23 protein-coding genes, 1 tRNA gene and 1 pseudogene are annotated in these 25,244 nt (G+C 70.6%); 9 read left to right on the top strand and 16 right to left on the bottom strand.

All coding sequences use genetic code 11. The features are described 5' to 3' along the window. Positions 1-1,023, top strand: coding sequence for an ABC transporter ATP-binding protein (locus tag ACZ6Y1_RS32080; RefSeq protein WP_469638060.1), 1,023 nt, complete (start codon positions 1-3; stop codon positions 1,021-1,023). Continuing rightward, positions 1,020-1,736 (top strand): ABC transporter ATP-binding protein, encoded by a 717-nt coding sequence (locus ACZ6Y1_RS32075; protein WP_469638057.1) that lies wholly within the window; start codon positions 1,020-1,022, stop codon positions 1,734-1,736. The genes ACZ6Y1_RS32080 and ACZ6Y1_RS32075 overlap by 4 nt, the downstream gene beginning before the upstream one ends. A gap of 75 nt (positions 1,737-1,811) precedes the next feature. Here the strand turns inward: ACZ6Y1_RS32075 and ACZ6Y1_RS32070 are convergent, their stop codons facing one another. Then, positions 1,812-2,465 carry an ANTAR domain-containing response regulator gene (locus ACZ6Y1_RS32070; protein ID WP_469638054.1) on the bottom strand — a complete coding sequence of 218 codons (654 nt, stop codon included), beginning with the start codon at positions 2,463-2,465 and terminating at the stop codon, positions 1,812-1,814. 99 nt (positions 2,466-2,564) lie between these two features. Between ACZ6Y1_RS32070 and ACZ6Y1_RS32065 the strand changes: the two genes are divergently transcribed. From ACZ6Y1_RS32065 to ACZ6Y1_RS32055, 3 genes are all read left to right on the top strand, one after another. Next, positions 2,565-2,637, top strand: a tRNA-Leu gene (locus ACZ6Y1_RS32065). Between the two features lie 152 nt (positions 2,638-2,789). Continuing rightward, a complete protein-coding gene (locus ACZ6Y1_RS32060; RefSeq protein WP_469638194.1) occupies positions 2,790-3,512 on the top strand; it encodes a helix-turn-helix domain-containing protein in 723 nt (240 codons plus the stop codon). 30 nt (positions 3,513-3,542) lie between these two features. Then, complete coding sequence (locus ACZ6Y1_RS32055) at positions 3,543-4,736, top strand: serine hydrolase domain-containing protein (protein WP_469638049.1); 1,194 nt, start codon at positions 3,543-3,545, stop codon at positions 4,734-4,736. Here the strand turns inward: ACZ6Y1_RS32055 and ACZ6Y1_RS32050 are convergent. Further along, positions 4,733-4,870 (bottom strand): hypothetical protein, encoded by a 138-nt coding sequence (locus ACZ6Y1_RS32050; RefSeq protein WP_469638191.1) that lies wholly within the window; start codon positions 4,868-4,870, stop codon positions 4,733-4,735. The two genes, ACZ6Y1_RS32055 and ACZ6Y1_RS32050, sit on opposite strands and share 4 nt — an antisense overlap. Positions 4,871-5,004: 134 nt before the next feature. Continuing rightward, a pseudogene (locus ACZ6Y1_RS32045) lies at positions 5,005-5,130 on the bottom strand (DUF6578 domain-containing protein); the annotation flags it as partial. A 142-nt stretch (positions 5,131-5,272) separates the two neighbouring features. On the opposite strand from ACZ6Y1_RS32045, the gene ACZ6Y1_RS32040 reads away from it, so the two are divergent. Beyond that, positions 5,273-5,524 carry an EF-hand domain-containing protein gene (locus ACZ6Y1_RS32040; protein ID WP_469638046.1) on the top strand — a complete coding sequence of 84 codons (252 nt, stop codon included), beginning with the start codon at positions 5,273-5,275 and terminating at the stop codon, positions 5,522-5,524. Between the two features lie 9 nt (positions 5,525-5,533). Here ACZ6Y1_RS32040 and ACZ6Y1_RS32035 read toward each other — a convergent pair whose 3' ends face one another. The 3 genes from ACZ6Y1_RS32035 to ACZ6Y1_RS32025 all read right to left on the bottom strand — a co-directional run bounded on the left by ACZ6Y1_RS32035 (position 5,534) and on the right by ACZ6Y1_RS32025 (position 8,724). Further along, on the bottom strand, positions 5,534-6,364 hold the full coding sequence (locus ACZ6Y1_RS32035; RefSeq protein ID WP_469638043.1) for a hypothetical protein: 831 nt from the start codon (positions 6,362-6,364) through the stop codon (positions 5,534-5,536). A gap of 95 nt (positions 6,365-6,459) precedes the next feature. Next, positions 6,460-7,887, bottom strand: coding sequence for a pyruvate kinase (gene pyk / locus ACZ6Y1_RS32030; RefSeq protein WP_469638040.1), 1,428 nt, complete (start codon positions 7,885-7,887; stop codon positions 6,460-6,462). A 135-nt stretch (positions 7,888-8,022) separates the two neighbouring features. After that, positions 8,023-8,724, bottom strand: a complete 702-nt coding sequence (locus ACZ6Y1_RS32025) for an SIMPL domain-containing protein (protein ID WP_469638037.1) — start codon at positions 8,722-8,724, stop codon at positions 8,023-8,025. A gap of 128 nt (positions 8,725-8,852) precedes the next feature. Here ACZ6Y1_RS32025 and ACZ6Y1_RS32020 point away from each other — a divergent pair, with 128 nt between their 5' ends. Then, a complete protein-coding gene (locus tag ACZ6Y1_RS32020) occupies positions 8,853-10,670 on the top strand; it encodes a bifunctional metallophosphatase/5'-nucleotidase (RefSeq protein ID WP_469638188.1) in 1,818 nt (605 codons plus the stop codon). An 85-nt stretch (positions 10,671-10,755) separates the two neighbouring features. On the opposite strand, the gene ACZ6Y1_RS32015 is transcribed toward ACZ6Y1_RS32020, so the two are convergent. The 7 genes from ACZ6Y1_RS32015 to ACZ6Y1_RS31985 all read right to left on the bottom strand — a co-directional run bounded on the left by ACZ6Y1_RS32015 (position 10,756) and on the right by ACZ6Y1_RS31985 (position 20,337). Then, entirely contained in the window at positions 10,756-12,165 is a 1,410-nt protein-coding gene (locus tag ACZ6Y1_RS32015) for a lysine N(6)-hydroxylase/L-ornithine N(5)-oxygenase family protein (protein WP_469638033.1), read from the bottom strand. Continuing rightward, complete coding sequence (locus tag ACZ6Y1_RS32010; RefSeq protein WP_469638029.1) at positions 12,162-13,571, bottom strand: pyridoxal phosphate-dependent decarboxylase family protein; 1,410 nt, start codon at positions 13,569-13,571, stop codon at positions 12,162-12,164. The genes ACZ6Y1_RS32015 and ACZ6Y1_RS32010 overlap by 4 nt, the downstream gene beginning before the upstream one ends. 479 nt (positions 13,572-14,050) lie before the next feature. Beyond that, positions 14,051-16,642: an aminopeptidase N gene (gene pepN / locus ACZ6Y1_RS32005; RefSeq protein WP_469638026.1), complete on the bottom strand. Its 2,592-nt coding sequence runs from the start codon at positions 16,640-16,642 to the stop codon at positions 14,051-14,053. A gap of 74 nt (positions 16,643-16,716) precedes the next feature. Then, entirely contained in the window at positions 16,717-17,034 is a 318-nt protein-coding gene (locus tag ACZ6Y1_RS32000) for a chorismate mutase (RefSeq protein ID WP_469638023.1), read from the bottom strand. 76 nt (positions 17,035-17,110) lie between these two features. Further along, a complete protein-coding gene (locus ACZ6Y1_RS31995) occupies positions 17,111-18,295 on the bottom strand; it encodes a sensor histidine kinase (RefSeq protein ID WP_469638020.1) in 1,185 nt (394 codons plus the stop codon). A 412-nt stretch (positions 18,296-18,707) separates the two neighbouring features. Further along, positions 18,708-19,361 (bottom strand): response regulator, encoded by a 654-nt coding sequence (locus ACZ6Y1_RS31990; RefSeq protein ID WP_469638017.1) that lies wholly within the window; start codon positions 19,359-19,361, stop codon positions 18,708-18,710. 157 nt (positions 19,362-19,518) lie between these two features. Next, a complete protein-coding gene (locus tag ACZ6Y1_RS31985; protein WP_469638014.1) occupies positions 19,519-20,337 on the bottom strand; it encodes a serine protease in 819 nt (272 codons plus the stop codon). 107 nt (positions 20,338-20,444) lie between these two features. Here ACZ6Y1_RS31985 and ACZ6Y1_RS31980 point away from each other — a divergent pair, with 107 nt between their 5' ends. Both ACZ6Y1_RS31980 and ACZ6Y1_RS31975 read left to right on the top strand, forming a co-directional pair. Next, a complete protein-coding gene (locus ACZ6Y1_RS31980) occupies positions 20,445-21,353 on the top strand; it encodes a hypothetical protein (RefSeq protein WP_469638011.1) in 909 nt (302 codons plus the stop codon). Positions 21,354-21,475: 122 nt separating this feature from the next. Then, the gene (locus ACZ6Y1_RS31975) at positions 21,476-22,126 is read left to right on the top strand and encodes an HAD family acid phosphatase (RefSeq protein WP_469638008.1); all 651 of its coding nucleotides are present in this window, start codon (positions 21,476-21,478) and stop codon (positions 22,124-22,126) included. 29 nt (positions 22,127-22,155) lie between these two features. On the opposite strand, the gene ACZ6Y1_RS31970 is transcribed toward ACZ6Y1_RS31975, so the two are convergent. The 3 genes from ACZ6Y1_RS31970 to ACZ6Y1_RS31960 are packed head-to-tail and all read right to left on the bottom strand — an operon-like array spanning position 22,156 to position 25,234. Next, complete coding sequence (locus tag ACZ6Y1_RS31970; protein ID WP_469638005.1) at positions 22,156-23,853, bottom strand: FAD-dependent oxidoreductase; 1,698 nt, start codon at positions 23,851-23,853, stop codon at positions 22,156-22,158. Further along, positions 23,850-24,353, bottom strand: coding sequence for a flavin reductase family protein (locus ACZ6Y1_RS31965; RefSeq protein WP_469638002.1), 504 nt, complete (start codon positions 24,351-24,353; stop codon positions 23,850-23,852). Before ACZ6Y1_RS31965 ends, ACZ6Y1_RS31970 begins: the two co-directional genes overlap by 4 nt. Beyond that, the gene (locus tag ACZ6Y1_RS31960; protein WP_469637998.1) at positions 24,341-25,234 is read right to left on the bottom strand and encodes a VOC family protein; all 894 of its coding nucleotides are present in this window, start codon (positions 25,232-25,234) and stop codon (positions 24,341-24,343) included. Before ACZ6Y1_RS31960 ends, ACZ6Y1_RS31965 begins: the two co-directional genes overlap by 13 nt. Positions 25,235-25,244: the final 10 nt, after the last annotated feature.

Here is a 25,244-nt window from a genome sequence, read left to right as displayed (position 1 = left end):
ATGACGACCACCACCACCGCCGTCGCGGCGGAGACCGTCCTGGACGCACGCGGCGTCACGATGCGCTTCGGCGGCCTCACCGCCGTCAAGAACGTCGACCTGACCGTGCGCAGCGGCGAGATCGTCGGCCTCATCGGACCCAACGGCGCCGGCAAGACCACCTTCTTCAACTGCCTCACCGGCCTCTACATCCCCACCGAGGGCGAAGTCCGGTACAAGGGCACGGTCCTGCCCCCCAAGTCCTTCAAGGTCACCGCGGCCGGCATCGCCCGCACCTTCCAGAACATCCGTCTCTTCAACAACATGACGGTCCTGGAAAACGTCCTCGTCGGCCGCCACACCCGAACCAAGGAAGGCCTCTGGTCGGCCCTCCTGCGCCTGCCCGGCTTCAAGCGCGCCGAAGAGGCCAGCCGCGAGAAGGCCATGGAACTCCTGGAGTTCATCGGCCTGGCCCACAAGGCCGACCACCTCGCCCGCAACCTCCCCTACGGCGAACAGCGCAAGCTCGAAATCGCCCGCGCCCTCGCCAGCGACCCCGGCCTCATCCTCCTGGACGAGCCCACCGCCGGCATGAACCCGCAGGAGACCCGGGCCGCCGAAGAACTCATCTTCGCCATCCGGGACAAGGGCATCGCCGTCCTCGTCATCGAGCACGACATGCGCTTCATCTTCAACCTCTGCGACCGCGTCGCCTGCCTCGTCCAGGGCGAGAAGCTCATCGAAGGCACCGCCTCCGAAGTCCAGGGCGACGAGCGCGTCATCGCCGCCTACCTCGGCGAACCCTTCGAAGGCGCCCCCGGCGCCGAAGAAGCCGCCGAGGTCGAGGCCGCCGAGGCCGTCGCCGCCGACGCGGAGGCCGCCGAGGCCCCCGCCGACGAGGTCGCAGCCGACGAGGCCGCAACCGACGAGGCCGAGGCCGCTCCTGCCGACGAGGCCGAAGCCGCCGAGCCCCAGGCCGAGGCCGAGGCCGCCGACACCGCCGAGGCGGACAGCACCACCAGCACGGACGGAGAAGCCAAGTGACCGCACTCCTCGAGGTCGAAGACCTCCGCGTCGCCTACGGCAAGATCGAAGCCGTCAAGGGCATCTCCTTCACCGTCAACGAGGGCGAGATCGTCACCCTCATCGGCACCAACGGCGCAGGCAAGACCACCACCCTGCGCACCCTGTCCGGCCTGATCAAGCCCAAGGGCGGCCAGATCAAGTTCCAGGGCAAGTCGCTCAAGAAGGTCGCCGCGCACGACATCGTCCAGCTCGGGCTCGCCCACTCCCCCGAGGGGCGGCACATCTTCCCGCGCATGACGATCGAGGACAACCTCCTCCTCGGCGCCTTCCTCCGCAGCGACAAGGACGGCATCCAGAAGGACGTCCAGCGCGCCTACGACCTCTTCCCCATCCTCGGAGAGCGCCGCAAGCAGGCCGCCGGCACCCTCTCGGGCGGCGAACAGCAGATGCTCGCCATGGGCCGCGCCCTCATGTCCCAGCCCAAGCTGCTCATGCTCGACGAGCCCTCCATGGGCCTCTCGCCGCTCATGATGCAGAAGATCATGGCGACGATCGCCGAGCTCAAGGCCACCGGCACGACCATCCTCCTGGTCGAGCAGAACGCCCAGGCCGCGCTGTCCCTGGCCGACCAGGGCCACGTCATGGAGATCGGCAAGGTCGTCCTGAACGGGGCCGGCCGCGACCTCCTCGTCAACGAGGACGTCCGCAAGGCCTACCTCGGCGAGGACTGACCCTCCCCTGTTGAACGCGTGAGGCCCGTCTCCCCTCGGGGGGAGACGGGCCTCACGTCGTTGTGATCCCGGCGCTTACTTCCCGCTTTCCTTCTTCTTCGCCTCGGCGTCCTCGATGACCACCTCGGCGACCTGCTGCATCGACATCCGGCGGTCCATGGAGGACTTCTGGATCCACCGGAACGCGGCGGGCTCCGTCAGCCCGTACTGCGTCTGCAGGATGCTCTTGGCGCGGTCCACGAGCTTGCGGGTCTCCAAGCGCTGCGAGAGGTCCGCGACCTCCTTCTCCAGCGCCTTCAGCTCCGCGAAACGGGACACGGCCATCTCGATGGCGGGCACGACGTCGCTCTTGCTGAACGGCTTCACCAGGTACGCCATCGCACCGGCGTCCCGGGCCCGCTCGACGAGGTCGCGCTGCGAGAACGCGGTGAGCATCAGCACCGGGGCGATGGACTCCTCCGCGATCTTCTCGGCCGCGGAGATGCCGTCCAGTACGGGCATCTTCACATCGAGGATGACCAGGTCGGGACGGTGCTCGCGGGCGAGCTCGACGGCCGTCTGCCCGTCGCCGGCCTCGCCGACGACGGCGTAGCCCTCTTCTTCGAGCATCTCTTTGAGGTCGAGACGGATGAGCGCCTCGTCCTCGGCGATGACGACGCGGGTCGTCAGCGGAGGGACGTGCGACTGGTCGGCGTCGGGGGCGGGCGTCGACTCGTGCTCGGCGGTCACGGGGGCTCCTTGTTGCAAGGCGATTCAGCTCCCCTGAGCCTACCTAGCTCCTGTATGTTTGTGGCACGGAGGGTCTTAGGTATCCTTCGTTTCAAAGGGGCCCCGGTAGCCCAGCGGTAGAGGCGATGGATTCAAAACCCATTCAGCGTCGGTTCGAATCCGACCCGGGGTACTTCTCCTTCTTTTCCAAGGTCGCGCAAAGGTTTCGCGATCTTCACTCGTCACGGTGAACGAAACTTCGAATCCCGGTCAACCGGACGAACGGCGACGAAGCTCCCGAACATGGAGCACAATCCTTCGATACGCGAAGAAGCCATCCTGCTCATGCGTCGGGGTGTAGCGAACCGCGTGGTGGCAGAGCACCTTGGCGTGCCCCGCGGCACGATCGGCTGGTGGCGCTCCGAGGACCGTAGACATAGGGGCGAGGCGTACATCCAGCCGACCGATTGCCCACGATGCACGGGCCGCGCAGTCGATCAGCGCGCCTACGCCTACCTCCTCGGCCTTTACCTCGGTGACGGGCACATCATCTCCAAGTACAAACAGCACCATTTGTCCATCTTTTGCAACGCAGCCCAGCCTGGGCTCATCGACGCCGCCGAAGCAGCGATGCACCACGTCATGCCCTTGCCCTCGGTGGGCCGCGTGCAGAGGCAGGGGTGTGTGGAGGTCAAGTCCTACACCCGGCACTGGACGTGCATGTTCCCCCAGCACGGGCCAGGCAAGAAGCACGAACGCAAGATCGCGCTGGAACCCTGGCAGCAGGAGATCGTTGACGCCTACCCCTGGGAGTTCATCCGCGGTCTGATCCACTCCGACGGATGCAGGATCACCAACTGGACCGTCCGCAACGGCAAGCGCTACGAGTACCCGCGGTACTTCTTCACCAACAAGTCCGACGACATCCGGAAGCTCTGCACCGACACCCTCACCAAGGTCGGCGTGGAGTGGACCATCACCGCCCGCGGCAGCGATCCGTTCAACGTGTCCATCGCGCGCAAGGCGTCCGTCGCTCTTATGGACGAACACGTCGGGCCGAAGCACTAGAGACGATCACCGGGGCCCTACGTTCGGCCCATGAACCGACCACGTCTCGCCGTGACCGCCGCCCTGCTCGCCGCCGTATGGGCCGGGGCCATCCCGACCGCCGCTGCCGCCGACCCCTCCCCCGTGACCCAGGCCCTGCAAGCCGCCATGACCGCCGGCGCCCCGGGAGCGATGGCCCGGTTCAGTGAGCCCGGCGGGGTGCGGACCGAGGTGGTGGGGGTGCGGGACCGGCGGACGGGGGTGGCCATGGATCCCCGGGCGCGGTTCCGGATCGGGAGTGTCACCAAGACCTTCTCCGCCGTCGTGGTGCTGCAGCTGGTCGGTGAGGGGAAGGTGCGGCTGGATGAGCCGGTGGTGACGTATCTGCCCGGGGTGTTGCCCGACCGGCGGATCACCGTGCGGCACCTGCTGAGCCACCGCAGCGGGCTGGCCGATTACACGGACGCGATGTTCGAGAAGACCGTGCCCGGTTTCGAGGCGGTGCGGAAGCGGGTGTTCGGGTACCGGGAGCTGGTGGAGCTGTCGCTGCGGGAGCCGAGGACGACCGAGCCGGGGGTGGCGTACTCGTACTCGAACACCAACTTCGTCGTGCTCGGGATGCTGATCGAGAAGGTGACCGGGCGGCCGGTGGGTGAGGCGTATGCCGCGCGGGTGTTCAAGCCGCTGGGGCTGCGCGGCACCTCGTACGTGCATCCGGGGACGAAGATCGCGGGGCGGCACGTGCGGGGTTATCTGCATCCCGATGAGGAGGGGGCGGCTCTGGTCGACTCGACCGAGCAGACCGTCTCGTGGGCGCAGTCGGCGGGGGCGGTGATCTCGACGGTTGCGGACCTGAACACCTTTACGTCGGCGTTGTTGGGTGGGCGGTTGTTGCCGGCTCGGATGTTGGATCTGATGGTGACGGTGACGCCGGTGGATGCGGCGGGGACGCGGTTCTACGGGTTGGGGCTGCGTCGGTACGACCTGTCGTGCGGGACGTCGGTGTATGGGCACACGGGGACGGTGCAGGGGTTCTACACGTACGCGTTTTCCACGCGGGACGGCCGGCGGAGTCTGGCGGCGGTGGCGAACACCTCGAACCGGGGTTCTGTGAACGTGGCGCTGGGTGGGACGCTGGAGGCGGCGTTCTGTGGTGTGGCGCCGGCGGTGCGGAGTGAGGCGGTGCGGGGGTTCGGGGCCGGTCCTGCGGATGTCGATCTTCCGGAGCGGCGTGGGTGGTCCTAGCGTGTGCGGAGGGGCGGAGCAGCTGTACCTTCCGGCTCGTCGGTGGCGGGCCGGGCGGTGACGAGGTAGCCGGTGAAGCGGACGTCGGGCCTCTCCTTGGCCCATCCGTCGGCCTTCGTGACCGGGACCAGCACGGTCGTGCCCGGTACGGGGTGGTGCACCCTGCCCGTGGCGCCGGGGGGGGTGTCCCGTAGCGGCAGTGCGCCTCCTCGATGGTGAGCACCTGCAGTCGGGTCGGTTCGGCGTCCTGTGCCTGGAGGTGGTGTTCTTCCCGGAAGTCGATCCCGGCCGCGCGTTCGCTGCCGATGACGTCGGCGTAGTCGTCCGGGTCGGTCTCCAGCAGGGTCCAGGAGACGACGTCTCCTGGTGCGAAGCCCTCTCCGCAGCATTGCATCTGCCAGTCGTCCACCCAGATGGTCAGCGTCATGGCGTCATTGTCCACCGGGCGACCTGAAGTCGTCGGGGGTGATGGCGGGGCTGTGTTCATGGGGGTGGAGTTAGGTTGAGGTGATGGCTGGTCCGGAAGGGGACGTGTGATGAGTGAGAAGGCCCGGAAGCTGTTCGATGCGCTGGATCTGAACCATGACGGGCAGCTGACCCGGCTGGAGGTGATCACGGCTTTGCGGTCGAAGGGGCCGACGCTGGCGGCTGAGGGGGATCTGCCGTTCTGGGCGGTGGGGGATGCGGATGCGTCGTCGGCGTTGTTCGATGCGGCGGATGCGAACGGGGATGCGGTGTTGAGTTTCGAGGAGTTCGAGGCCGTGGTGGACCGGCGGTTCGGCTGGTAGGGCCGGCTGTCAGATGGTGCGGCCGATGTGGATCATCAGCCAGATGAGGCCGGCCGTCGCGCCCCAGAGGAGCAGGGACGAGAGGGCGACCAGTACGCGCGCCGGGATGGGGTAGACGCCGATGTTCGTGGTGGGGTCGTTCGGGTCGTAGCTGATCTCGATCTCGTCGGCGTATGCCTGCCGGGAGTAGTGGTGGGTGGTGCCGCTCTGGTCTGTGTACTGGTATGTCCCTGATTTGCCGATGGGGCTGGTGCGCACTGCCCTCACGGTGATGCTGTGTCGGGGGAGGCGCCACATCAGGTAGGCCCGTTCGAGTGTGACGGCGCTCATGATGTTGAGGATCAGCACGATGACCCCCATCAGGACGGAGAGGATGAGGGCTGCCGGTTGTCCGTTCGTGACGACGAGCACGCTCATGGTGATGAGTGCGGTGATGCCGGGGCCCAGGGCGACCGTGGCCCAGGCCAGGCCTCTGGCCTTTTCGCCGCTGCTGGTGGGTGTGCGGGGGGTGCGCAGGGAGCGTGTGGTGACGAGTGCGGCGCCGTCGAGGGTCGGGTCGGGGGTCGGCAGGTCGGTGAGGGTTTCGGCCAGGGCTGTGGCGAAGAGGTGCGCGGCTGCCGTGCTGACGCCTTCGATTCGGTGGGCCTCGGGCTGAGCGCCTTCTGGTGCGCGCAGTTCGACCGTGACGGTCTGGCCGTCGGTCTGGACGGCGCGGATGGCTTGCAGGGGTATGTGTGTCTCTTCGTCCCTGCGGCGGAGTGTGAGTGCTCCGTCTTCGTGGCGCAGTACGGCTCCACTGCGGCCGTGCAGTACGGGAGTTGAGGGGGGTGTGGTCGGCATGGGCTTGATCGTAGGGCGTGGTCAGGGCGGCGGACGGGTGTGCGCCGCGTCGGGCTGTGGTGCCCGACGCGGTGGGTGTCGTTCGTGTCGTCGGGTCAGCGGACGGGGTCGCCGATGTGGTGGATGCGGACCATGTTGGTGGAGCCGCTGACGCCGGGGGGTGAGCCGGCGGTGATGACGACGGTGTCTCCGGGGGCGCAGCGGCCGATGCGGAGGAGTTCTTCTTCGACCTGGGCGACCATGGCGTCGGTGGAGTCGACGTGGGGGCCGAGGAAGGTTTCGACGCCCCAGGTGAGGTTGAGCTGGGAGCGGGTGGCGGGGTCGGGGGTGAAGGCGAGGAGGGGGATGGGTGAGCGGTAGCGGGAGAGTCGGCGGACGGTGTCGCCGCTCTGGGTGAAGGCGACGAGGAATTTGGCGTCGAGGAAGTCGCCCATTTCGGCGGCGGCGCGGGCGACGGCTCCGCCTTGGGTGCGGGGTTTGTTGCGGTCGGTGAGGGGTGGGAGTCCCTTGGCGAGGATGTCTTCTTCGGCGGCTTCGACGATGCGGGACATCGTCTTGACGGTTTCGATGGGGTATTTGCCGACGCTGGTTTCGCCGCTGAGCATGACGGCGTCGGTGCCGTCGATGATGGCGTTGGCGACGTCGGAGGCTTCGGCGCGGGTGGGGCGGGAGTTGTCGATCATCGAGTCGAGCATTTGGGTGGCGACGATGACGGGTTTGGCGTTGCGCTTGGCGAGTTTGACGGCGCGCTTCTGGACGATGGGGACTTGTTCCAGGGGCATTTCGACGCCGAGGTCGCCGCGGGCGACCATGATGCCGTCGAAGGCGGCGACGATGTCGTCGATGTTGTCGACGGCTTGGGGTTTTTCGATTTTGGCGATGACGGGGAGGCGGCGGTCTTCTTCGTCCATGATGCGGTGGACGTCTTCGATGTCGCGGCCGCTGCGGACGAAGGAGAGGGCGATGACGTCGGCGCCGGTGCGCAGGGCCCAGCGGAGGTCTTCGATGTCCTTGTCGGAGAGGGCGGGGACGGAGACGGCTACGCCGGGGAGGTTGAGGCCTTTGTGGTCGGAGACCATGCCGCCTTCGATGACGGTGGTGTGGACGCGGGGGCCGTCGACGGCGGTGACTTCGAGGGTGACGCGGCCGTCGTCGACGAGGATGCGTTCGCCGGTGGTGACGTCTGCGGCGAGGCCTTTGTAGGTGGTGCCGCAGGTGTGGCGGTCGCCTTGGTGGTCTTCGACGGTGATGGTGAATTGGTCGCCGCGTTCAAGGAGTACGGGGCCTTCGTGGAAGCGGCCGAGGCGGATCTTCGGGCCTTGAAGGTCGGCGAGGATGCCGACGCTGCGGCCGGTCTCGTCGGAGGCCTTGCGTACGCGCTGGTAGCGCTCCTCGTGTTCGGCGTAGGTGCCGTGGCTGAGGTTGAGGCGGGCGATGTCCATTCCGGCTTCGACCAGGGCTTTGATCTGGTCGTATGAGTCGGTTGCGGGGCCCAGGGTACATACGATTTTCGCTCGGCGCATGGGGCGAGCGTATTCCCCTACTTAGGAGTAGGTAATCGCTTCCGGGTGTCCACTCAACAACCGTTGGGCAAAAGGTTGTTGACAACTGTTGAATGTGCATGGGGGTGCTCTGATGAGCACCCCCATGGGGTGATTTCAGAGTTGTGGCGGGGTCATCGTGAAGCGTGCGTTGACCTGTGCGTGGACGGTCTGTCGCTGGGGTTCGAGGTCGAGGGGCGGGGGGCCGGCGTCTTCGGTGGCGGTGAAGGCCATGGTGCGCATTCCGGCGCCGGGGGCGGCCTGGTAGGGGGTGGCGTTCTCGGCGCCGAGGTCGGCGAGTTCGACGAGGGCGGCGAGGCGGGCGCCGAGGGCTTCGGCGTATTCGCGGGCGCGCTGGACGGCTTCGAGTACGGCTTGGCGGCGGGCCTCGCCGTGGGCGGGTGAGGTGGGGCGCAGGGCCCACCAGGGGCCGTCGACCTGGGTGAGTTCGAGGTCGGCGAGGCGGGTGGTGAGGTCGCCGAGGGTGGTGAAGTCGCTGAGTTCGGCGGTGATGTGGACGCGGCCGTGGTAGGCGCGGATGCGTTCGGCGCGGCCGTGGCGGGTGAGTTCGGGGGTGATGGAGAAGGAGCCGGTTTCGAGTTTTTCGACGGGGTCGCCGTAGCTCTTGATGAGGTCGAGGACGGTGTTGTTGCGTCGGGTGAGGTCTTCGAGGGCGGTGCGTCGGTCGGTGCCGCGGGCGCTGACGGTGATGCCGATGCGGGCGATTTCGGGGTCGACTTCGAGGCGGGCTTCGCCGCGGACTGCCACGCGGGGGACTTCGGGGGTTCCGTAGGGCTGGTGGGGTGCGTCCTGGGTCATGGTTTCACTGTCGCACCGCGGCCTGTGGGGGTGTGGTCATCGGATCGAAACCTGGTGGGGGTGTTGCGGCTTGTTGCCTGTGGGTCAGAATCTACGCGCGTTGTTCACGCCTCAAAAGGGGAGATGGCATGGCGTTCGACCGCAGGACTTTTCTGGGGACCACGGCTGCGACGGGTGCGGCCGTGGCGTTGGCGGGGGCCACGAGCTCCCCTGCCGCCGCTGCCGGGCCGGCCGCGGCGGCCGCGCCGACGGGTTCGGCCGGTGCGCGTACGTACTCGTTCACGGTGATGGGTACGACCGACTTGCACGGGAATGTCTTCAACTGGGACTACTTCACCGACAAGGAGTTCGACGACAAGGCGCACAACGACGTGGGTCTGGCGAAGATCTCGACGATGGTGGAGCAGGTGCGTGCGGAGAAGGGGCGCTGCAACACGCTGCTGATCGATGCGGGTGACACGATCCAGGGCACGCAGTTGTCGTACTACTACGCGAAGGTGGATCCGATCACGGCGCGGCGGGGTCCGGTGCACCCGATGGCGCAGGCGATGAACGCGATCGGGTACGACGCGGCGGCGCTGGGGAACCACGAGTTCAACTACGGGATTCCGGTGCTGCGGAAGTTCGAGGAGCAGTGTCGTTTCCCGCTGCTGGGGGCGAACGCGCTGGATGCGAAGACGTTGCGGCCGGCGTTCGCGCCGTACAGCATGCACCGGTTGCGGACGCCGCACGGGCGGGATGTGAAGGTGGCGGTGCTGGGGCTGACGAATCCGGGGATCGCGATCTGGGACAAGGCGAACGTGCAGGGGAAGATGACGTTCCCGGGTCTGGAGGAGCAGGCGGCGAAGTACGTGCCGCGGCTGCGTTCGATGGGTGCCGATGTGGTGATCGTGTCGGCGCATTCGGGGTCGAGCGGGACGTCTTCGTACGGGGACCAGTTGCCGTACATCGAGAACGCGGCGGGTCTGGTGGCGGAGCAGGTGCCGGGGATCGACGCGATCCTGGTGGGGCACGCGCACACGGAGATTCCCGAGTACCGGGTGAAGAACAAGGCGACCGGCAAGGACGTGGTGCTGTCGGAGCCGTTGAAGTGGGGGCAGCGGCTGACGCTGTTCGACTTCGAGCTGTCGTGGTCGCGGGGCCGCTGGTCGGTGGAGAAGGTCTCGGCGAAGGTGCTGAACTCGAACACGGTCGCGGAGGACCCGAAGATCACGGGGTTGCTGGAGGACGAGCACCGCAAGGTCGTGGCGTACGTGAACCAGGTGATCGGTACGTCGACGCAAGGCATGTCGTCGGCGGAGGGCCCGTACAAGGACGTCCCGATCATCGATCTGATCAACCACGTGCAGGCGGAGACGGTGAAGGCGGCGCTGGCGGGCGGGGAGTACGCGGCGCTGCCGGTGCTGTCGCAGGCGTCGTGCTTCTCTCGGACCGCTTCGATTCCGGCCGGGCAGGTGACGATCAGGGACGCGGCGGGTCTGTACCCGTTCGAGAACACCCTGGAGGCGCGTGTGATGACCGGTGCGCAGCTGAAGGACTATCTGGAGTACTCGGCGAAGTACTACGTCCAGACCGCGCCGGGTGAGGTGGTGGACCCGGCGAAGCTGACGAATGCGGAGGCGACGCCGGACTACAACTACGACGCGGTGTACGGGCTGTCGTACGACATCGACATCGCGCAGCCGAAGGGTTCGCGCATCGTCAACCTGGCCTTCGGCGGGAAGCCGCTGGATCCGGCGGCGCGGTTCGTGCTCGCGGTGAACAACTACCGGGCTTCGGGTGGCGGCAACTTCCCGCACGTGCCGGGTGCGAAGCAGGTGTGGGCGAATTCGGACGAGATCCGGAACACGATCATCGGGTGGGTGAAGGCGAAGGGGACGGTGGATCCGTCGCAGTTCGCGTCGGTGGACTGGCGGCTGACGCGGGCGGGTACGCCGGTGTTCTAGGCGTTGGTGGTGTCGGTGCGGGGCCGGGGTTCGCTGGGGCGGGCTCCGGCCCCGTCCGCGTTGTGGCGGGGGGGGGTGGCCGGGGTCAGGGGTGGTCGACCAGGGGGAGCAGTTCGACGGTGGGGCGGGGGCGGGTGTGTTCGCGTTGTTCGAGGCCGAAGGTGGTGAAGGCGGTGCGGGTGGGCTGGGGGTAGGGGTCTTTGCCGGTGAGGGTGTTGAGGATGGCGGAGCTGCGCCAGGCGGCGAGGCCGAGGTCGGGGGCGCCGACGCCGTGGGTGTGGCGTTCGCCGTTCTGCACGAAGATGCTGCCGGTGACGCTGGGGTCGAGGACCATGCGGTGGTGGTCGTCGATGCGGGGGCGGCCTGAGGAGTCCTTGCGCATGTACGGGTCGAGGCCTGCGAGGAGCCTGGTGAGGGGCCGTTCCTTGTAGCCGGTGGCGAGGACGACGGCGTCGGTGGTGAGGCGGGACCGGCTGCCCTGTTCGATGTGTTCGAGGTGGAGTTCGACCTTGGTGGTGGCGACGCGGCCGGCGGTGCGGACGTTGACGCCGGGGGTGAGGACGGCGTCGGGCCAGCCGCCGTGGAGGGTGCGGCGGTAGAGCTCTTCGTGGATGGCGGCGATGGTGGCGGCGTCGATGCCCTTGTGGAGTTGCCATTGGGCGGGGACGAGGCGGTCGCGTACGGGTTCGGGGAGGGCGTGGAAGTAGCGGGTGTAGTCGGGGGTGAAGTGTTCGAGGCCGAGTTTGGAGTACTCCATGGGGGCGAAGGAGGGGGTGCGGGCGAGCCAGGTGAGGCGTTCGCGGCCGGCGGGGCGGGCGCGCAGGAGGTCGAGGAAGACTTCGGCGCCGGACTGGCCGGATCCGATGACGGTGACGTGGTCGGCGCCGAGGATGCGCCGGCGGTTGTCGAGGTAGTCGGCGGAGTGGATGACGGGGACGGTGGGGGCTTCGGCGAGGGGGCGCAGGGGTTCGGGGACGTAGGGGGCGGTGCCGATGCCGAGGGCGAGGTTGCGGGTGTGGGTGCGGCCGAGGGCTTCGGCTTCGCCGTCGGCGTCGAGTTGGGTGAAGTCGACTTCGAAGAGGTCGCGTTCGGGGTTCCAGCGGACGGCGTCGACCTGGTGGCCGAAGTGGAGTCCGGGGACGCGTTCGGCGACCCAGCGGCAGTAGGCGTCGTATTCGGCGCGCTGGATGTGGAACTGCTCGGCGAAGTAGAAGGGGAAGAGTCGTTCCTTGTGCTTAAGGTAGTTGAGGAAGCTCCAGGGGCTGGTGGGGTCGGCGAGGGTGACGAGGTCGGCGAGGAAGGGGACCTGGAGGGTGGCTCCGTCGATGAGGAGTCCGGGGTGCCAGCGGAAGTCGCGGCGTTGGTCGTAGAAGGCGGTGGAGAGTTCGCCGGCGCCGTGGTGCGGGAGGCCGTGGGCGAGGGCGGCGAGGGAGAGGTTGAAGGGTCCGATGCCGATTCCGACGAGGTCGTGGGGCGCATCGAGCTGGGCGGTCATCGGTGGGTGCTGCCTTCCAGGAGGGTGATGAGGGTGTCCAGGTCCCTCGCCGTGGTGTGGGGGTTGAGGAGGGTGGCCTTGAGCCAGAGGCGGCCGTCCGTGCGGGTGCGGCCGAGGACGGCGCGGCCTTGGTGGAGGAGGGTGCGGCGCAGTTCGGCGACGTCCTCGTCGGTGGCGTGGGCGGGCCGAAAGAGGACGGTGCTGATGGTGGGCGGTGCGTGGAGTTCGAAGCGGGGGTGGGCGTCGAGGCGTTCGGCGAGTCGCCGGGCGAGTGCGCAGGTGTGGTCGATGAGGTGGGCGAGTCCGTCGCGGCCCAGGGCGCGCAGGGTGGTGGCGATCTTGAGTGCGTCGGGGCGACGGGTGGTGCGCAGGGAGCGGCCGAGGAGGTCGGGGAGGCCGGCTTCGGTGTCGTCGGTGGCGTTGAGGTAGTCGGCCTGGTGGGCGAGGGGGGCGAGCAGGGCGGTGTCGGGGACGAGGAGGAGTCCTGCGGCGACGGGCTGCCAGCCGAGTTTGTGGAGGTCGACGGTGAGGGAGTGGGCGCGGTCGGTTCCGGCGAGTTTGTGGCGGTGGTGGGGGCTGAGGGCGAGGGGTCCGCCGTAGGCGGCGTCGATGTGGAGGTCGGCGCCGTGGTGGTCGCAGAGGTCGGCGATGGCGGGGAGGGGGTCGATGAGGCCGGCGTCGGTGGTGCCGGCGGTGGCGGTGACGAGGGTGGGGCCGGTGGTGGCGGCGAGGGCCTCGGCGAGGCGGTCGGGGTCGAGGGTGCCGTTGGGGGTGGGGACGGTGACGGCGGGCGGGAGGCCGAGGAGCCAGGCGGCGCGGGGGATGGAGTGGTGGGCGTTGGCTCCGTGCAGGACGGTGAGGGCGGGGCCGTGGCGTTCGCGGGCGAGGAGGATGCCGAGCTGGTTGGCTTCGGTGCCGCCGGTGGTGACGAGGGCGTCGGCGTGGGGGGTGTCGTAGAACTCGGCGGCGAGTGTGCGGGTGAGGAGGGCCTCGATCGCGGAGGCGGCGGGGGCCTGGTCCCAGGAGTCGAGGGAGGGGTTGAGGGCGGCGGCGGCGAGGTCGGCGGCGGCCGCGACGGCGAGGGGCGGGCAGTGCAGGTGGGCGGCGCAGAGGGGGTCGGCGGGGTCGGCGGCGCCGGCGGCGAGGGTGTGGACGAGGGTGGTGAGGGCTTCGTGGGGGCCGGTTCCTTTGTCGGGCAGTACGTCGCGTACGTCGCCCAGCGCGGCCTCGACGCCGGCGGTGACGGTGGCGGGGCCGCCGGGTGGGAGGGGGCCGCCGCGCGCCTGGGCGCCGGTGTGGAGGGCGGTGAGGACGGTGTCGAGGAGGGGGCGCAGTGACTCGGCGCCGGTGGCTCCGCCGGCGAGCGGTGGGGTTCCGGGTCGGCGGGCGGGGGGCGGCGCGGTCATGTCGGTGTCCTCACGGGGATGGGGCGGCGGCGGGGCCGGCCCTTCGTGGGGGCAGGTGGCGGGGGCGGTGCCGCGGTGGCGGCGGGTGCCCGGTGGGTACAACGATCAGACCCGAATGGGGTAACCGCCGGGGTTTTTCCGGGTTTCGTTTCGACCGGTTCCCTCCCGGGGGGCGGGTTCCTTGGCCTGTGCCTGGGCGGGTTCCTTGGCCGGGCCTGGGCGGGTTCCTTGGCCGGTTGCAGGGCGGATTCCTTGGCCGGTTGCGGGGCGGGGCGGGGCTGCCGGGCGGGGCGGGGGCCGCTGCGCGGAGCTGCTCCCCGCCCCGCCCTTTCTCCGTTTCCCGGGCTCCGCCCGGACCTGGTCCTCGAACGCCGGACGGGCTTGAACGGCACCGGAGCCGGCCCCGAGGGCCGGACGGGCTGGGTGGTCCAGCCTCGCCGGCGTTTGAGGCGCAGCGGAGCGGCGCGCCCCCGCGGGGGTCAGGTGCCGCGGACGCGGAGGGCGCGGGCGAGGTCGTCCAGTTGGTCGATCAGTTTGCGGCGGAGGAGGGGGAGGATGTCGTCGTTCGCCAGGCAGGTGCGGCCCGCCTGGAGGTTGGATTCGTCGATGGCGTGGACGGGGAAGGCCCAGCGGCCGGCGGCTTCGGCGATGGCGGGGCCCCGACGGGCGCCGAGGGCCACGGCTTCGGGGTAGAAGCGGGGCACGTAGTCCCGTACGAGGTCGGTCTGTTCGGGCTGCCAGAAGCCCTGGGCGGTGGCGCTGAACAGGTAGTTGGACAGGGTGTCGTCGTGGAAGAGGCGCTCCCAGGCGGCCGCCTTGGCCTCGGGGGTGGGCAGGGCGGCGCGGCAGCGGGCGGCGCCTTCCTGGCCGGTGGCGCTGGGGTCGGTGGCGAGCGCGGCGTCGATGGCGGCTTCGTCGACGGCGCCGAGTACGCAGAGCCGGGCGAGGATGCGCCAGCGCAGTTCGGGGTCGAGCTCGGGGCCGCCGGGGACGGTGTCGTCGGCGAGCCAGGCGGCGATGGTGTCGGGCTGGGTGGCGCTGTCGACGAGGGCGCGTACGGCGGTCAGCCGCAGGCCCGGGTCCGAGCCGTCCTCGGTGCGGCGCAGCAGGTCGCGGGCGATGCCGGTGAGGGTGTTGAGGGCGGCGGTGCGCTGCTCGGGCGGGAGGAGGCGGACGGCGACCTGGGTGCGGGCGAAGCCGAGGACGCCCTGGACGATGGCGAGGTCGTGTTCCTCGGGGAGGTGGGCGCGGGCGGTGGTGAGGTAGTCCTGCGGGTCGAGTTCGCCGTCGCGGACCATGTCGCGCAGGGAGTTCCAGACGACGGCCCGGGTGAGCGGGCCGGGGATGCCGGACAGGCCGCGCAGGACGGTTTCGACGGAGGTTTCGTCGAGGCGGACCTTGGCGTAGGTGAGGTCCTCGTCGTTGACGACGAGGAGTGCGGGGCGCGGGCCGCTGACGGAGAGGACCTCGTCGGAGGGGACGTCGAGGTGGAGGAGTTCGGTGCGTTCGAGGAGGCGGCCGTCGAGGGGGTCGCGGTCGTAGACGCCGACGGCGACGTGGTGGGGGCGGGTGCCGTGGCGGTCGATGGTGAGGGTCCAGCCGGTGGGGCCGGCGTCGGTGCCGGGGTCCTGCTCGATCTGGGGGGTGAGGGTGTCGATGCCGGTGGTGCGCAGCCAGATGTCGGCCCAGGCGTGGATGTCGCGTTCGGTGTGGGCGGCGAGGGAGTCGACGAAGTCGGCGAGTGAGGCGTTGGCGAACTTGTGGCGGGCGAAGTGGGTGTTGATGCCGGCGAGGAAGTCCTTCTCGCCGAGCCAGGCGACGAGCTGGCGCAGGGCGGAGGCGCCCTTGGCGTAGGAGATGCCGTCGAAGTTGAGGAGGGCGGAGGCGGTGTCGGGGACGTCGTCGGGGGTGGGGGCGACGGGGTGGGTGGAGGGGCGCTGGTCGGCGTCGTATCCCCAGGGTTTGCGGGTGACGCCGAATTCGGTCCAGGTGTCGGTGAAGCGGGTGGCTTCGGTGAGGGTCTGGTAGCCCATGTATTCGGCGAAGGACTCGTTGAGCCAGATGTCGTCGAACCAGGCGAGGGTGACGAGGTCACCGAACCACATGTGGGCCATCTCGTGGGCGATGACCATGGCGCGGGACTGGCGTTCGGTGTCGGTGACGGCGGAGCGGTAGATGAACTCGTCGCGGAAGGTGACGAGTCCGGGGTTCTCCATGGCTCCGGCGTTGAACTCGGGGACGAAGGCCTGGTCGTAGGAGTCGAAGGGGTAGGGCTCGGTGAACTTCTCCTGGTAGCGGTCGAAGCAGGCCGTGGTGATGGAGAGGATCTCGTCGGCGTCGGCGTCCAGGTGGGGGGCGAGGGAGCGGCGGCAGTGGATGCCGAAGGGGAGGCCGGCGTGCTGGGTGCGGACGCTGTGCCAGGGGCCTGCGGCGATGGCGGCGAGGTAGGTGGAGATGAGGGGGGTGGGGGCGGAGTGCCAGACGCCGACGGAGGCTTCCCGGTCCGTGTCGCTACCGTCGTCGTTGCGGCTGCGGCTGCGGCTGTCGCTGCCGTCGCCGTTGTCGTCGCGTTCGCCGGTTCGGGTGGTGATGCCGTTGGCGAGGACCGTCCAGTGGGCGGGGGCGGTGACGGTGAAGGCGAAGACGGCCTTGAGGTCGGGCTGGTCGAAGGCCGGGAAGACGCGCTGCACGTCGTCCATGAACATCTGGCTGTAGACGTACGTCTCGCCGTCGGCGGGGTCGGTGAAGCGGTGGAGGCCTTCGCCCGTGCGGGAGTAGCGCATGCGGGTGTCGATGCGCAGCTCGTGGGGGCCTTCGGTGAGGCCGGTGAGGGGGAGGCGGTTGTCCTGGAGCGCGGTGACGGGGAGGGGTTCGCCGTCCAGGAGGGCGCTTTTGAGGGTTTCCGGCTTGAGCTCGACGAAGGTGTCGCCCGCGGCGCGTGCGGTGAAGCGGATGTGGACGCTGGAGTCGAAGGTTTCGTCGCCGACGGTGAGGTCGAGGGCGACGGCGTAGTGGTGGACGTCGAGGAGCCGGGCTCGGAGTTGCGCTTCGTTGCGCGTCAGTGCGGACATGGGGCCCATGCTGCCGCAGTGGGCGGTCGGGCCCCAGTCGCCGGTTCGGCGGATGCGCTCGGGCCGCGCTTCGGCTACGCCTCGTCCTCGCTGGCGGCGATGGTCTCGTGGTGGCGGATGACCTCGGCGATGATGAAGTTGAGGAGCTTCTCGGCGAAGGCCGGGTCCAGTTTGGCGTTCTCGGCGAGCTGGCGCAGCCGGGCGATCTGGGCGGCTTCGCGGCCCGGGTCGGCGGGGGGCAGCTGGTGGCGGGCCTTGAGGTGGCCGACCTGCTGGGTGCACTTGAACCGCTCGGCGAGCATGTGGACCACGGCCGCGTCGATGTTGTCGATGCTGTCCCGCAGGCGGGCGAGTTCGGCGGCGACGCTTCCGTCGATGGCACTGTTGTTCATGGTCCCCGAGAATACGTGCCGGGGGCGGCGCGGGCCCCGGCCGGCCGGGTTGTGAGACGCGGCCGTGATCTTGTGGTCACAGGGGCAGGAGTGCGGTGACGCTCCAGCCGCCTTCTGGGGTGGGACCCGCGGTGAGGGTGCCGCCGAGGGCTTCGGCGCGTTCGGTCATTCCGGCGAGTCCGTAGCCGCCGCCGCGGGCGTTCTCGGAGAGTCGGGCGGGGTGGCCGCCGTCGTCGGCGATCCGTACTTCCAGGCCGGTGGGGACGGTGCGCAGGGTGACGCGGACGGCGGTGGCGGTGGCGGCGTGCTTGCCGGTGTTGGTGAGGGCTTCCAGGACGATGCGGTGGGCGGTGGCGGCGACGTGGCCGGGGATGCGGTGCTCCAGGCCTTCCTCGATGTAGAGGGTCACGGGCGGGCCGGTGGCGGAGAACCGTTCGGTGAGTTCGCGGATGTCGGCGAGGCCGGCGACGGGGGTGGTGGCGGCGGTGCCGGCCGTGCCGGGGCCTGTGCCGGGGCCTGTGCCGGGGGTTCCGTTCTCGCGGAGGACCTTCACGACCCGGCGCATGGAGCCGAGGGCTTCGTCGCCGGCGGTCTCGATGCGGCCGAAGATCTCGGCGGCGCGTTCGGCGGAGACCTTGGTGAAGCGGGCGGCGCGGGCCTCGACGACGATGCCGGTGACGTGGTGGGCGACGAGGTCGTGGAGCTCGCGGGCGAGCTCCAGGCGTTCGGCGGTGCGGACGGCCTGCAGGTCGCGCAGGCGCTGGACGGACTGCAGGCGCAGGAGGAGCGAGTACGTGCTGATGACGACGGTCAGGACGGAGAAGAGGAGGGTGAAGCGGCCGGGGTCGGTGTCCCGTACGGGTACGGCCATGCAGCCGAGGCCGAGGAGGGGGCCGAGGACGGCGGCGGTGCGGGCGGGGGCGCGGAGCAGGACCTGGGAGAGGAGGACGAGGAGGGCGAGGGCCTCGCCGCCGCCCCAGACGACGAGGGGGTGGTTGCCGAACATCAGGGTGAGGGTGGCGGTCCAGGTGACGGCGGCGGCGAACCAGGCGCGGGTGAGGAGGGGGATGCGGGGCCAGGGCGCTGCGCTGAGGCAGACGAGGATGCCGGACACCCAGACGGTGGCGTGCGGGACGCTGGGCTGGCGGGTGAGGACGACGCCCTCGAAGGTGACGAGGGCGAGGAGGACGAGGGAGAGGGTGAGGCGGGCCAGGTCGGCGGAGTGGGGGTGGCGGCGGGCCCAGCCGCTGAGCGGGCTCATCCGGGGCTCCCGTCCCTGGCGGTGGCCGTTGCCGTGGCCGTGGCCGTGGCCGTGGCACCGGGGCCTTCCGGGGTTCCGCCCCGGGCCCCGTGCCGGGGGCGGCTGCGGATGTGGCTGCGGCCGGTGGCCGGGCGCGCCTCACAGACCGGGGCTCCGCCCCGCACCCCGCTCCTCAAACGCCGGAGGGGCTGGTTTGGGCCGATGCCGTCCGTCCCGTGCGGCTCACGGAACGAGCCTCCGCCGCGGGACCCGCGCCCCGGGCGCCGGAGGGGCTGGTTTGGGCCGATGCCGTCCGTCCCGTGCGGGTCACAGAGGGGGGCTCCGCCGCGGGATCCGCGCCCCGGGCGCCGGAGGGGGTGGTTTTTGGCCGGGCGCGCTTGGACGTCGGGCGGGGGGTGGTGGGGGTGCGGCGTCATGCCGCGCTGGTGGCCAGGCCGGATTCCCAGGCCCAGGCGGCGATTTCCACGCGGTTGCGGGCGTCGAGTTTGGCCTGGACGTTGGCCAGGTGGGTCTTGACCGTGGAGAGGGAGACGTAGAGCTCCGCGGCGATCTCGGCGTTGGTCAGGCCGCGGGCCAGGCAGCGGACGACGTCGCGTTCCCGTCCGGTGAGCGGTTCCGCGGGGCGGCGGGCCTGGGTGGCGGGGGTGCGGGGGGCCATTTCCCGTAGGAGGCGGACGGTGATGGCGGGTGAGACGAGGGAGTCTCCGACGGCTGCCGCTCGGACCGCTTCAACCAGCATGGCCGGGCTCGCGTCTTTCAGGAGGAAGCCGGATGCTCCGCCGTGGAGCGCCGCGTGGACGTATTCGTCGAGGTCGAAGGTGGTGACGATGACGATGCGTGGCCGGTCGCGGTCGGAGAGCCGCCGGGTGACCTCCAGGCCGTCGAGTTTCGGCATGCGGATGTCGAGGAGGAGGACGTCCGGCCGGTGTTCCTCGACGGCGGCCAGGGCGGCTTCGCCGTCGACGACGTCGGCGAGGACCTCGATGTCGGGCTGGCTTTCGAGGATCATCCGGAAGCCGGTCCTGACCATGTCCTGGTCGTCCGCGATGACCACTCTGATCGCCATGCGCTGCCTGCCCCACTGTCGCTGTCGCCCGCTGCCGGTGGACCCGGTGGGCCCGGTGGATCCTTCTCATGGGAACGGTGGCGGTAGCGGGGCGCAAGCGGGGCTTCGTCCTTCCGGCCGTACGGGGACGACGGGCCGGAAGGACGAGGACCGGCTGCTAGAGGGTGGCCGCCGCGGCCTTGATGTCGGCGGCGAAGGTGGAGACCTCGGTGTAGACGCCGGGGTAGCCCGCGCGGGCGCAGCCTTCGCCCCAGCTGACGATGCCGACCTGGATCCAGGCGTTGTTGTCGTCGCGGCGGAACATGGGGCCGCCGCTGTCGCCCTGGCAGGTGTCGACGCCGCCCTGGTCGAAGCCGGCGCAGATCTCCTCGCCGGGGACGAGGGAGCTGCCGTACGCGGCCTGGCAGGCGGCGTCGGAGACGAAGGGGACGGTGGCCTTCATGAGGTAGCGCTGCTGGGACCCGCCTTCGCGGGTGGCGCCCCAGCCGGCGACGGTGAAGGTGCCGTTGTCGAAGGCCTTCGTCTCGGCGATCTTGAGGGTGGGCAGGTTGACGGGCTTGGCGAGTTTGATGAGGGCCCAGTCCTTGCCCTGGCCGTTGTAGCCGGGGGCCTGGAGGACCTTGGTGGATTTGACCTTGATGGCGCTGGAGCTGCGCAGGTCGACGACGCCGGCGGTGGCGGTGATGGTGGTGTTGTTGCCGGAGCCGTCGACGCAGTGGGCGGCGGTGAGGACGATCTGCTGGGTGTAGAGGGCGCCGCCGCAGCCCATGGAGAGGCGGACCATGAAGGGGAATTCGCCCTGTGCGGCGCGGGTGCCGCCGACGACGGGGGTCGGGGAGGCGGTGGCGGCGCCGGGCTGGAGGCTGAAGGCCGCGAGGGCGACGGCGCCGACGGCGAGGGTGCGCTTGACGAGACGCGCAAGGGTGGTCACGTTCAACACACTGCCTTTCGTGGGGGGTTGGGCGGTGCGGGCCATCAAAGAGATGACGGGGCCATGACACACCGGTTGGACGGGGGGCATCAAGAAGGTCTTTTCGGCCAACTGCGGCCGAGCACAGCAGGGTTTGCGGCGAGGGGTGCCCGATGACGCACGACGGGAGGCCGGGAGGCCCGGTCGAGCACGGATTTCCGCACCTGCCCACGGTGCGCGCCTCGATCACCGCGCTGTTCCGGCGGCTGTCGGCCGACGGGATCCGCGCCTACTCGACGAGCCTCTCCCCCGCCGAGGTGGCCTTCGGCCCCTCCGACGACCTGCACCTGGGCGCGCAGCGGGTGGCCTCGGCCATGGTGCGGGCCCTGCGGCTGCCGGAGGCGCGCATGGTCGTGAGCTTCCGGCCGATGCGGGACGCGGCGACGGTGGAACTGGCGGCGGGACCGGAGTACTTCGTGGAGGTCAACGACCGCTTCCGCACGCACCGCCGGGACCTGGCGGCGGCGCTCTCCCACGAGGTGGCGCACGTGCTGCTGCACCGGCTGGGCCTGCGCTTCGCGGACACCGCGCGCAACGAGATCCTCACCGACACCGCGACCGCCTACCTCGGGGCCGGCTGGCTGCTGCTGGACGCCTACCGCGAGGACGCGCTGACCCTGCAGCGGTTCGGCTACCTCACGCCGGAGGAGTTCGGGTTCGTCCTGGCCAAGCGGGCGGCACTGTTCGGCGAGGACCCCGCGCCGTGGTTCACCAGCCCGCAGGCGTACGAGGCGTACGTGCGCGGCCGCGCCGTGGCCGAGCGGGACCTGCGGCGGGCTCCGCTGGCCGCGGCGGGGCCGGTGGCCCGGCTGCGTTACGCCAAGGACCGCCGCGCCGGGACGGCTGCGGTACCGGGCGCGGGTGCGGCGTACCGCTTCGAGGGGGTGGCGGGGGTGGACGGGGGCCCGCCGCGGGTGAGCTTCCCGTGTCCGGTGTGCGGGCAGCGGGTCCGGGTGCCGGTGCGGGGGCGGCTGCGGGCCCGGTGCGGGCTGTGCCGTTCGGTGCTGGACTGCGAGACGTGACCGCGGTCCACCAGGGTTCACCGGGTGGCCACGAAAAATTACCTACTGGCCGGTAGACATCGGTGGGGATCTGGCCAACCCTGGTCGCGTACATGCCAATGCGTGACCGAGGAGCGTCCCCCATGCGCAGCACCCGCACCGCCGCCACCACCGCCGCCCTGGCCGCGGCCGCCGCCGTCCTGGCCCTGGTTCCGGCCGGCGCCGCCCAGGCGGCCCCCGCCGCGACGACCGCCTACACCGCGTCCGCGCCCGGCGGGAACGCGGCGATCCTCGGCATCGACTACGCCACCTGGCAGCGCGACGTGGCGGGCGTCATCGACGCGGTCCGCCCGGCGATCGAGCGGCGCATCGCGGCCTCCCCGGCCGGCGAGAAGCCCGCGATCGTCCTCGACATCGACAACAGCTCGCTGGAGACGGACTTCCACTGGTTCTGGACGTTCCCGACCCCGGCGATCGCCAAGGTGCGCGAGCTGACCCGGTACGCGAACGACCGCGGGGTGGCCGTCTTCTTCGTCACCGCCCGCCCGGGGATCGTCCACTCCCTCACCGAGCGCAACCTGCGGGCCGTCGGCTACCCCGTCTCGGGCCTCTACGTCCGCGACCTGCCCGACCTGTTCGACGAGGTCAGCGCCTACAAGACGGGCAAGCGCGCGGAGATCGAGGCGCGCGGCTACACGATCATCGCCAACATCGGCAACAACACCAGCGACCTCGTCGGCGGCCACGCCGAACTGACCGTCAAGCTCCCGGACTACGGCGGCAAGCTGTCCTAGGGCCGCCGCCGCGCCCAGCCCGCCTCACGTCAGCGGGCCGGGTCCGGCCGCTCCCCCGCGATGGCGTTGACCGCCGCCCAGCTGAAGGCCATGGCGGGGCCGATCGTCGCGCCCGGGCCGGGGTAGGTCTCCCCCATCACCGCCGCCGAGCAGTTGCCGGAGGCGTACAGGCCGGCGATCGCGGTGCCGTCCTCGCGCAGCACCCGGCCGTCGCCGTCGGTGACCAGGCCGCCCTTGGTGCCGATGTCGCCGGGGTGGACGGGGACCGCGTAGAAGGGGCCCTTGTCGATCGGTGCCAGGTTGGGGTTCGGCAGGGTCGGGTCGCCGTAGTAGCGATCGTAGACGCTGGTCCCGCGCCCGAAGTCCTCGTCGACGCCCTGCTCGGCGAAGCCGTTGAAGCGGCGGATCGCGGCGGGCAGCCCGGGCGCCGAGATCTGCCGGGCCAGCTCCTCCACGCTGTCGGCCCGCTTCAGGAAGCCGCTCTCCAGCCACTTCCTGGGGAAGGGCCGGCCGGGGAAGAGGCCGGCGAAGATGTACCGGGCCTTGGAGCGGGCGTCGAGGACCAGCCAGGAGGGCACGGTCCTGGCCTCCGGGCGGTCGGCGGCGTACATCCGGTCCACGAACGCGTGATAGGGCGCGGCCTCGTTGGCGTACCGCTCCCCCGCCTCGTTGACGATGACCATGCCCGGGATGCCACGGTCGGCGACGAGGAAGAACGGCTTCTCGCCGGGCGGGCACACCGAGGGCGCGCCCCACACCTTGTCGAGCAGGTCGGTTGCGGCGCCCAGTTCCTCGCCGAGCCGCAGCGCGTCACCGGTCTGGCCCTCGGAGGCGTGCGTCCAGGCCGTGGAGGTGGGGTGCGGCAGGTGCTTCTCGCGCAGCTGCTGGTCGTGGGAGAAGCCGCCGGAGGCGAGCACCACCCCGCCCCGGGCCCGTACGGTCACCTCGCGCCCGTCGCGGGTGACCCGTACGCCCGCCACCCGGCCGGCCGCGTCGGTGACCAGGCCGGTCAGCGGCGCCGACAGCCACAGCTCACCGCCGAGCCGGTGCAGGGACAGCCGCATCCGGGCAACGAGCGCCTCCCCGAGGGAGAGCAGGCTGCGGCCGGTGACCAGGGCCTTCACGGCGCGCGCCCCGACCTTGAGGGTCACCTTCCTGCCCGCCCGGGTGCGGGTGACCATGTTCAGGAAGCGGAAGTCGTGGGAGGTCATGGTCAGCCCGTACGTGGGCAGGCCGGCCCGGCGCATGTCGTGGCGCAGCGCGCCCAGCTGCTTGAAGTCGACGATGCACGGCTCGATGGAGCGGCCCTGCCCCATGCCGCCCTGGGCCTCGGGGAAGTAGTCCGAGTAGCCGGGGGTGTACATGAAGCGGATCGCGGTGCGGTCGTGGAACTCCTCGACCATGCGCGGCCCGTGGGCGAGGTAGGCCTCCTTGCGGGCGGCGGGGACGCGGTCGCCGACGGTGGCGTCGAGGTAGGCGCGGGCCTTGTCACGGGTGTCGGCGAGGCCGGCCCGGTCGAGGTGGAGGTTGCCGGGGACCCAGATCGCGCCGCCGGACAGGGCGGTGGAGCCGCCGTACTTGTCGGTCTTCTCGACGACGAGGGCGCTCAGGCCGCGCAGCCGGGCGGTGACGGCGGCGGCGAGACCGGCCGCGCCGGATCCCACCACGACCACGTCGTACTCGTGCTCGTACTCGGGCTCGTGCTCGTACTCGTGCTGGTCGGTCATTCGAAGGCTCCGGTGGCGTAGTCGCTGCGGAAGTAGAGCAGGGGCGATCCGCCTTCCCGGGCGGCCAGTTGGAGGATCCGGGCGGTGACCAGGTAGTGGTCGCCGGCTTCGTGGACCTCTTCGAGGGCGCAGTCGAGGGTGGCGAGCGCCCCGGTGATGCGGACGGCCCCGTGCCCGGACAGCTCCCACTCCACTCCGTCGAACTTCTCGCCGCCGCGCCGGCCGAGGGCCCGGCAGACCTCGCGCTGTTCCTCGGCGAGGATGCTGACCCCGAACCGGCCGGCGGCCCGCACGGCGGGCCAGCTGGCGGAGGACCTGCCCACGCACAGCAGGACCAGAGGCGGGTCCAGGGACAGGGAGGCGAAGGACTGGCAGGCCAGGCCGGCCGGGCGGCCGTCGTCACCGACGGCCGCGACGACGGTGATCCCGGAGGCGAAGGTGCCGAGGACCTCGCGGAAGGAGGCCGGGTCGACCGGGGTGGCCGGGGTCAGCCGTTCCACTGGTGGCCCCAGAAGCTGTCCGCGGTGATCTCCTTCGCCGTCCAGGTGGCGGGGTCGACGATCAGCCCGTCCCAGCCGTATTCGACCTGGAAGCCGCCGGGGGCCTGGGCGTAGAAGGAGACCATGTGGTCGTTGGAGTGCCGGCCGAGGGTGGAGGCGATGGGGATGCCGGCCGCGTTCATGCGGTCCAGGCAGTGGCCGACGTCGTCGAGGCGCTCCAGTTCGACCATGAAGTGGACGATGCCGGGGGGCAGTGCACCCGGGTAGAGGCCGAGGCTGTGGTGGCGGCGGTTGGGGCTGAGGAAGTGCATCCAGTGGAAGTCCTTGCCGGGGGCGCCGGTGGGGACCGCGACGGGGGGCAGCTTCATGGAGTCGCGCAGCTGGAAGCCGAGGAGGTTCTCGTAGAAGTCGAGGGTGGTCTCGGTGTCGGGGGCCGGGAGGACGACGTGGCCGAGGCCGAGTTCGCCGGTGACGAAGCGGTTGCCGTACGGGGAGGCGAGCGGGGTGTGGTCCTGGGCCTGGCCCCAGTAGAGCTCCAGCGGGTTGCCGCTGGGGTCCTGGCAGTGGACCAGGCCCTGCACGCGGCGGTCGGCGAGGGTGGTGGCGTCGCCGGGCTTGACGGCGTGTCCGGCGGCCTCCAGCTCGGCTGCGGCCTCGGCCAGCGCCTTCGCGTTCGCGACTTCGAAGCCGGCGGCGAGCAGCCGGTCCTGGGAGCCGGCGACGAACTGGAAGCGGTGGATGCGGTCGTCGATGCGGACGTTCAGCCGCTCGGCCGTGGAGCCCTGTGCTTCGGTCATGCCGAGGACGTCGAGGACGTAGCCGCGCCAGGCGGCGAGGTCGGTGGTCTCGATGCGGAGGTATCCGAGTGCGCGGATGTCCATGTGCGGGCTC

It is taken from the genome of Streptomyces sp. NPDC053432 (assembly GCF_055585365.1).
The sequence above is the reverse complement of the archived record's forward strand: the minus strand, read 5'-3'. Positions and strand labels throughout refer to the sequence as shown.

What these genes read in the sequence shown, in the direction of transcription:
- ACZ6Y1_RS32080 (WP_469638060.1), top strand. Translation starts at nt 1, where the DNA reads ATGACGACCACCACCACCGCCGTCGCGGCGGAGACCGTCCTGGACGCA.
- ACZ6Y1_RS32060 (WP_469638194.1), top strand. Translation starts at nt 2,790, where the DNA reads ATGCGTCGGGGTGTAGCGAACCGCGTGGTGGCAGAGCACCTTGGCGTG.
- ACZ6Y1_RS32055 (WP_469638049.1), top strand. Translation starts at nt 3,543, where the DNA reads ATGAACCGACCACGTCTCGCCGTGACCGCCGCCCTGCTCGCCGCCGTA.
- ACZ6Y1_RS32040 (WP_469638046.1), top strand. Translation starts at nt 5,273, where the DNA reads ATGAGTGAGAAGGCCCGGAAGCTGTTCGATGCGCTGGATCTGAACCAT.
- ACZ6Y1_RS32035 (WP_469638043.1), bottom strand. Translation starts at nt 6,364, where the DNA reads ATGCCGACCACACCCCCCTCAACTCCCGTACTGCACGGCCGCAGTGGA.
- pyk (WP_469638040.1), bottom strand. Translation starts at nt 7,887, where the DNA reads ATGCGCCGAGCGAAAATCGTATGTACCCTGGGCCCCGCAACCGACTCA.
- ACZ6Y1_RS32025 (WP_469638037.1), bottom strand. Translation starts at nt 8,724, where the DNA reads ATGACCCAGGACGCACCCCACCAGCCCTACGGAACCCCCGAAGTCCCC.
- ACZ6Y1_RS32020 (WP_469638188.1), top strand. Translation starts at nt 8,853, where the DNA reads ATGGCGTTCGACCGCAGGACTTTTCTGGGGACCACGGCTGCGACGGGT.
- ACZ6Y1_RS32015 (WP_469638033.1), bottom strand. Translation starts at nt 12,165, where the DNA reads ATGACCGCCCAGCTCGATGCGCCCCACGACCTCGTCGGAATCGGCATC.
- ACZ6Y1_RS32010 (WP_469638029.1), bottom strand. Translation starts at nt 13,571, where the DNA reads ATGACCGCGCCGCCCCCCGCCCGCCGACCCGGAACCCCACCGCTCGCC.
- pepN (WP_469638026.1), bottom strand. Translation starts at nt 16,642, where the DNA reads ATGTCCGCACTGACGCGCAACGAAGCGCAACTCCGAGCCCGGCTCCTC.
- ACZ6Y1_RS32000 (WP_469638023.1), bottom strand. Translation starts at nt 17,034, where the DNA reads ATGAACAACAGTGCCATCGACGGAAGCGTCGCCGCCGAACTCGCCCGC.
- ACZ6Y1_RS31995 (WP_469638020.1), bottom strand. Translation starts at nt 18,295, where the DNA reads ATGAGCCCGCTCAGCGGCTGGGCCCGCCGCCACCCCCACTCCGCCGAC.
- ACZ6Y1_RS31990 (WP_469638017.1), bottom strand. Translation starts at nt 19,361, where the DNA reads ATGGCGATCAGAGTGGTCATCGCGGACGACCAGGACATGGTCAGGACC.
- ACZ6Y1_RS31985 (WP_469638014.1), bottom strand. Translation starts at nt 20,337, where the DNA reads ATGGCCCGCACCGCCCAACCCCCCACGAAAGGCAGTGTGTTGAACGTG.
- ACZ6Y1_RS31980 (WP_469638011.1), top strand. Translation starts at nt 20,445, where the DNA reads ATGACGCACGACGGGAGGCCGGGAGGCCCGGTCGAGCACGGATTTCCG.
- ACZ6Y1_RS31975 (WP_469638008.1), top strand. Translation starts at nt 21,476, where the DNA reads ATGCGCAGCACCCGCACCGCCGCCACCACCGCCGCCCTGGCCGCGGCC.
- ACZ6Y1_RS31970 (WP_469638005.1), bottom strand. Translation starts at nt 23,853, where the DNA reads ATGACCGACCAGCACGAGTACGAGCACGAGCCCGAGTACGAGCACGAG.
- ACZ6Y1_RS31960 (WP_469637998.1), bottom strand. Translation starts at nt 25,234, where the DNA reads ATGGACATCCGCGCACTCGGATACCTCCGCATCGAGACCACCGACCTC.